The sequence below is a fragment of the Winogradskyella aquimaris genome (assembly GCF_042676105.1).
Lineage (GTDB): Bacteria > Bacteroidota > Bacteroidia > Flavobacteriales > Flavobacteriaceae > Winogradskyella > Winogradskyella aquimaris.
The window spans coordinates 1-6112 of record NZ_JBHTJQ010000020.1 but is presented as its reverse complement, the minus strand read 5'-3'; the positions used below and the strand labels follow the sequence as shown (position 1 = coordinate 6112).

The 6112-nt window shown below is 32.0% G+C and carries 7 protein-coding genes; all 7 read right to left on the bottom strand.

Annotated elements, in window-relative coordinates; genetic code table 11:
- Positions 1 to 141: 141 nt before the first annotated feature.
- Positions 142 to 936, bottom strand: a complete 795-nt coding sequence (locus ACFQ1K_RS14440) for a cation transporter (protein ID WP_111685591.1) — start codon at positions 934 to 936, stop codon at positions 142 to 144.
- Between the two features lie 106 nt (positions 937 to 1042).
- The gene (locus ACFQ1K_RS14435) at positions 1043 to 1534 is read right to left on the bottom strand and encodes a PD-(D/E)XK nuclease superfamily protein (protein ID WP_320556849.1); all 492 of its coding nucleotides are present in this window, start codon (positions 1532 to 1534) and stop codon (positions 1043 to 1045) included.
- Positions 1535 to 1537: 3 nt separating this feature from the next.
- A complete protein-coding gene (locus ACFQ1K_RS14430; protein WP_320556848.1) occupies positions 1538 to 2512 on the bottom strand; it encodes a DNA adenine methylase in 975 nt (324 codons plus the stop codon).
- Positions 2513 to 2548: 36 nt separating this feature from the next.
- Positions 2549 to 2803 (bottom strand): hypothetical protein, encoded by a 255-nt coding sequence (locus ACFQ1K_RS14425; protein ID WP_320556847.1) that lies wholly within the window; start codon positions 2801 to 2803, stop codon positions 2549 to 2551.
- 159 nt (positions 2804 to 2962) lie between these two features.
- Entirely contained in the window at positions 2963 to 3376 is a 414-nt protein-coding gene (locus ACFQ1K_RS14420; RefSeq protein WP_320556846.1) for a hypothetical protein, read from the bottom strand.
- Between the two features lie 226 nt (positions 3377 to 3602).
- Positions 3603 to 5078: a serine hydrolase domain-containing protein gene (locus ACFQ1K_RS14415; RefSeq protein ID WP_090126589.1), complete on the bottom strand. Its 1476-nt coding sequence runs from the start codon at positions 5076 to 5078 to the stop codon at positions 3603 to 3605.
- 216 nt (positions 5079 to 5294) lie between these two features.
- Positions 5295 to 5966, bottom strand: coding sequence for a hypothetical protein (locus ACFQ1K_RS14410; protein ID WP_320556845.1), 672 nt, complete (start codon positions 5964 to 5966; stop codon positions 5295 to 5297).
- Between the last annotated feature and the right edge of the window lie 146 nt (positions 5967 to 6112).

Here is a 6112-nt window from a genome sequence, read left to right as displayed (position 1 = left end):
TCGCAGTCTGTAATAAGCTTATAAAACAAGCGTTTGCTATCGCAAAATCAGGATTGCCTTACGATTCTGATTATGCCATGAATTAAACCAAAATTTATTTGGATTTTAGCTTAGTTCATTGTTGTGGTTAGTGTTTTATTGTTATTTACTTAATTTTAATATTCTAAATGCTCCTTGAATTACCAAAACAAAAACGATTGTTCCGATAATCAAATCAGGTTTGCTTGAACTCAACCAATTTACTAAAAGTCCAGCTATAATTACTCCCAAATTGATAATCACATCGTTTGAAGTGAAAATCATACTTGCTTTCATATGAGCTTCTTCTTTGCTCTTTGACTTTTGCAAAATGTAAAGACAAATTCCGTTAGCAATAAGTGCAAAAATCGAAACGATAATCATTGTCGAAAAGTCAGGAAGTTTCTCGTCTCCGAAAAATCTCCTTAAAACTTCCACAAATCCAATAATCGCAAGTGTTATTTGAAAATATCCAGCAAGTTTTGCAATCCGTTTTTTTCTTGTCAGAGTTCCGCCAACAGCAAACAAACTAATTCCGTAAACAAAACTGTCAGCAAGCATATCCAAACTATCAGCAACTAATCCCATTGATTTTGAGATTATTCCAGTCGTCATTTCGATTAGGAAAAAGGCGAAATTTATTCCGAGTACAGTCCAGAGTAGTTTTTTCTGGTTTGAGTTTTCGTTAAATTCTGTTTGGTCGGTTTGTTCAGTCGATATTTTCTTTCCGCCTAAATTCAATTCGAGAACGGATTTTTCGATTTGGTCAATTTCTCCGCTGTGAAAAACAGTCAGTTTTCGGTTGGGAATGTCAAAGTCCAAATTCGCAATACTTGAGATTCCGTCCAATTTCATTCGGATTAGATTTTCCTCGGAAGGACAATCCATTTTGGTAATCTCAAATATTGTTTTATTCATTCACTTTCTCGGTTTTTGGACATTAACCACAACGTTTTGAATATGAGTAGTAGCTGACGATAGGAAGCTATTACTTATATTTTTTGTTGTGTTTAGTGTTTCTTCATTACGTTTGAAATATATTATTCGCCCAAGTGAAAAACTCTGCTAAAGAAAAGACTATTACGTTTGTGTCATTATTCTTTTCGTCCGTATATAATTTTTTCTTAACTGCATCTCTCAACCAAGTTTTTGCTCCTGCTTTGAAACCATCTCCGTCAATCAAAATCATAATATCTTTTTCAGGCATTGCTTCGATTGTGTTTAAATACAGATATGGTAATTTTTCATCTACTGAACCAGCACTTTGTTGCCATTTACATTCAATTCTAATTCTAAGTTTGTATTGTTCGGATATCAGCAGAAACTCTGTATTTCCTCCGTGTCCATAAATTGTTGTAAATGGAACATTTTTAAGCAGTAGTTCTTTTCCATAGTTTTCTGGATTTTTATTCCAAACTCTGTACATTACAATTTCAAATCCTTTTTCTAGTAATACAGTCTGTACTGCTTTTTCTAACTGTGTTCCAGTTATATTAGTTTTCCTCCCTTTTTTCACGTTTTAGTAGTTTGTTACAACAATTTCTTTGATAGACTTTCTCTTTTTTGGATCAGAATTTATTGACCTTTTTGCATCTACTCTTGTAATTCGATAGTCTTTGTAAATGTCATCAAAAAAATCATCCGAAGGATCTGTATTTTTTGGGTCTGAATTACTTAACATTAGTTTATAACCTCTTTCATTCAGTTCATAGTACAAACTTGCAAGTTGAAGCTGTTCGTCATCTTCAAAGTTTAGTTTACTATAAGACGTGAAACTTGAAGTTTTACTAATTGGTTTGTAAGGTGGGTCGAAATACAAAAATGAACTTACTCCATTCAAGTCGTGTTTAACTTCCTTAAAATCTGCTTTTTTAATAGTTGCAATTTCGAGCAGTTTTGAAACATTCAAAAGATTAGGTTCATCAACTATTTTTGGGTTTTTATATTTTCCTTGTGGCGAATTAAATCCACCTCTTGAATTAAATCTAAAAAGCCCATTGAAGCAGGTTCTATTTAGAAAAATTGTTTGAGCAGCTCTTGGTATCCAATTTTCAGAATACTTATCATAATCAATATTAAATCTCTGTTGATTAAAACTTTCTCTAATATCGTAATAGTATTCTTTTTGTTTTACTTCTGAAAGTTTTTTGTACTGTTTATCGTACCTATGTAGAAATTCAAGCAACTTGGTGACGTCTTTTTGGATAACTAAATAAGTTAAAATCAATTCTTCATTTATATCGTATAAAAAAGCATTTTCAATCTCAAAATTTTGTGCGACATCAAAAAAAACGGCTCCTCCACCAACAAAAGGCTCGTAATAATTTTTGATTGTCTTATTTTTTAGTTCTTTTGGGTAAAGTTCTTGAAAATCGTTTAATAATTGTCTTTTTCCACCAACCCACTTTAGAAAAGGCTTTGCACCAACATTATATTCGTAAAACAAATCTTTTACAATGCACGGTTCGGATTCTTTTGTGTTATATTTTTTCATTTTTTTGGTGGTGTTAAATCGACTGCAAGATAAGAATTAATTATAAGATTCGTGAACTCCATCAAGATAGCCTTGTGCATAAGCTGCGTGTGGACTTTTGTGTCTTACTACTCCTGCTTGGCTATTTGGTAAGTTGTCTAAATCTATATGTAATCGTTCTCTGCGGTTTAGTCCATCTTGATAACCCAAGTCGTAAGCACATCCAGCACATTTATGTCTTCCGCTACCGCCTTGATCGTGCGGTAAATTATTAAAGGCATCATTATATCTATGTTCTAAATTACATTCCATAGTTTCGTTTTTTTACATTAAACACAACGGTCTTGTATAAGATTAGTTGCGTGTTTAAGCAACTAATTTAGCAAATACAAACCGAATAGAAAATCCGCGAGGATTTTCGTAAGTAGGCTTGCACTAGCAATTAATTTTATACGTTGTTGGCAACTGGCTTTATATTTTGCATATCCGAAACAAGTTAGATTTTCCGTCAAACCGATTTTCGGATAAGAAAATATTCGATTCTTTTAATTTTCTTTTTTCTTTTCTTCTCAAATAAGGCGGTTCATATCCACATTCCAGATAGTACTCTTTATTTAATTCAAATTGATAATTGTCAAAAAAATCAGCAGTCCATTTCAGTTCTTTTTTTGATTTTTTATCCACTTTTAAGTATTCAGATTTAAGTCCGCTTAAATGCCTTGTGGTTTTTCTTGAAACTATATTTCCGTCTTCAGAGTAAATTCCAAAAGAAAAGGTCAAGTACAAAGGGTTTATCCAAATGTCCGAGTCAGTCAGATTTTCAATGATAAAAGTCACGTTGTTTTGAGAAGATGTGTCAATACAAGTTTCTATTTCCAATTCCATTTTTAGGTCTTGAGAAAAACAGATACTTGAAATTAATATCAGGACTACGCTTATTATAAATCTGTTCATTTTTCAGCTTGTTGCCAACGTGTTTGTATATGTTTTGTTGCGTGTTTAAGAACGTAATTTAGCAAATAAAAACCTAATAGAAAATCCGCGAGGATTTTCGTAAGTAGGCTAGAACCAAGCAATAAATTATATACGGTGTTGGCAACAGTTTTTCTGTCTATTCTTTTTTCAATAATTCATTCAATACTTTCCTTGAACTTTCATTACCTAACTCTACTGCTTTTGTGTAACTTTTGATGGCTTCATCGTTCATATTATATTTTAAGTAAGCTTCTCCAAGTGAATCCCATAAATTACCATCTTTTGGGAATAGCTTTACATTAAGCTTAAATAATTCTAATGCCCAATCTGGTTTGTCCTCTTTTTTCAACCTGCTAAATCCTAGTCGATTTAGAATGGCGTGATCCTTGAATTCATTATTAAGTTTTTTCTTTAAAAACACAGGTAGTTTTGCTGCATTAGATGATGGGTTCGTTTTCATAAACTCAAAACTTAATTCATAAATATTTCTAGAAATTGGACTTGGCGTATAATTTGAATCAAAAATCATTTTACCAATTTCTCTTGCAACATATTCTGATTCAGGTCCTAAAAACACATTTGTTATGTATATGATAACTACGTCATCGTCTACAAACCTAACAAAATCTGCAAAATAAAGCCCATTACTACCATTGTGAGCAACAATTTTAGTGTCTCTTTTACTTTGAGATATTGCCCAACCATATGCATAAAATGATGTCTTTTTATCATTTTCGGCTACGTATGGTGTTTCTTGAACTAGTTTTGTGTTTGATGCTAAGACTACATTGTTTTTTAAAGCAATATTCCATTTATATAAATCCTCAACGGTAGAGTGAATATCTCCTTTACCTATACTGTACCAATGTTTGTCATTGTAAGGAAGATGCTCTTGGGTTGTTCCCCAATCTTCCCATTGTTCATCATTTCTGTTATAGTAGTAGCCGTGTGCTAGTCTTTCTGTGCTAAAATTGACACTCTTATATCCTGTACTATTCATTTGAGAAGGAACAAACAAAAAATCATTTAGAAAGGAATTATAGGTTTGTCCTGAAACTGTTTCTATTATCGCAGTGAGAATAATATAGTTGGCATTTGCATATTGATGTTTTGTTCCAGGTTTTGATTGTAATTCTGATTCAAAAAATTCTTTTAGGAACTGTTCTTTACTAGCCTCATCATACCTAAAACCACCAGTTCTATTTGAAATTCCTGATGTATGCGTTAATAATTGATGAATAGTTATATCGCTTTTGTCAATAGGTGTCTGGGCAAAATATGTGCTTATTTTATCTGATGTTTTAATTTTTCCTTGTTCTACGAGTTTTAAAATAGCCGATGCTGTAAATTGTTTTGTTACAGAACCAATATTAAAAACGGTTGATGGTGAATTAGGGATTTTATTTTTCCTATCAGCCCATCCATATCCTTTAGATAAAATAATTTTACCTTTTTTAGAGACTAAAACAACTCCAGAAAAACCATTTGTTTCGCTCGATTTCAAATAAGTGTCAATTCTATTGAATAGTTCTTTATTTGTGCTTTGAGAAAAGGAATTTAATGTTAAAAAGGTTATGAAAGCGAAAAATAGTGCTTTAATAGATGAATTCATTTAATGATTTTTTTGATTGATTGATGAATAAGTCTGTCAGTTTTCTATTATGTTACAGCTTTTATACAAATTGTTGCCAACGTTGTTGTATAAGATTAGTTGCGTGGTTTAAGCACTAAAGTTAGCAAATAAATCACAGATAGAAAGTCCGCAAGGACTTTCGTAAACTGGCTATAACTAGCAATTAATTTTATACGGTGTTGTAGCCAGTTATTTTTAATAATCAGCTTCATATCCGTGTCCATTCTTTCCGTAAAAAATTAACCATTTAGCTAAAGAATAAACAATATGTAATTTGCTTTCTAAATGTTCTTCGTCAGTGTCTGGTGGTATTCTTTGGTCTTTTAAATATTCTAATTCATTTTCTTTCGCAATTTTGTCAGCTACAGACATTAATCTATTTCCATAATCTAAAGTCTCGTCAGCTAGTTTTGTTTCCCAAGCTTCATTGGCTAGTTCTTCTCCAATTATATCAACACAATCAGTTAAAAATTGACCTCTAAAGACATTTTCATCTTGTCCTAAAGCTATATAACAAGGTACTCCATCTTGTTCTTTAGCTAGAGGAATAACATAAAAGCCTTGATGTTCTTTTAAAAATTCCTCATAAGTAGGTTTTTTTTCTAATTCCTCGTATTTTTCTTTCAACCACTTTTCAGCTTCTGGGTCTTTTCCAACCATTGGTGCTTTAATAGTCTCATAAGTTGGGATTTGATTTTCAAACCATTCTTGGATTAATTCGTCTTTAGTTGGAAACTTTTTCCCTTTTAATTTATCTAAAAAACTAGGTTTTGGAATATTATCCGATTCGACCATTTCAAATATTTCTTTGAACCTTTTTTCAAATCCTTTTTTAGGCTTTCCTAAAGGTCTCATATCTAATCCCATAATTTTGGTTTTAATTGGCTACAACGGTCTCGTGTATGAGCAGTAGCGGGTTTTACGCAACTACCTTTCGGATTTCAATATACTCATATTAAATGACAAAAGCGGTTCAAGTTTGCACTCAAACCGCTATTGCTTATACACAATGT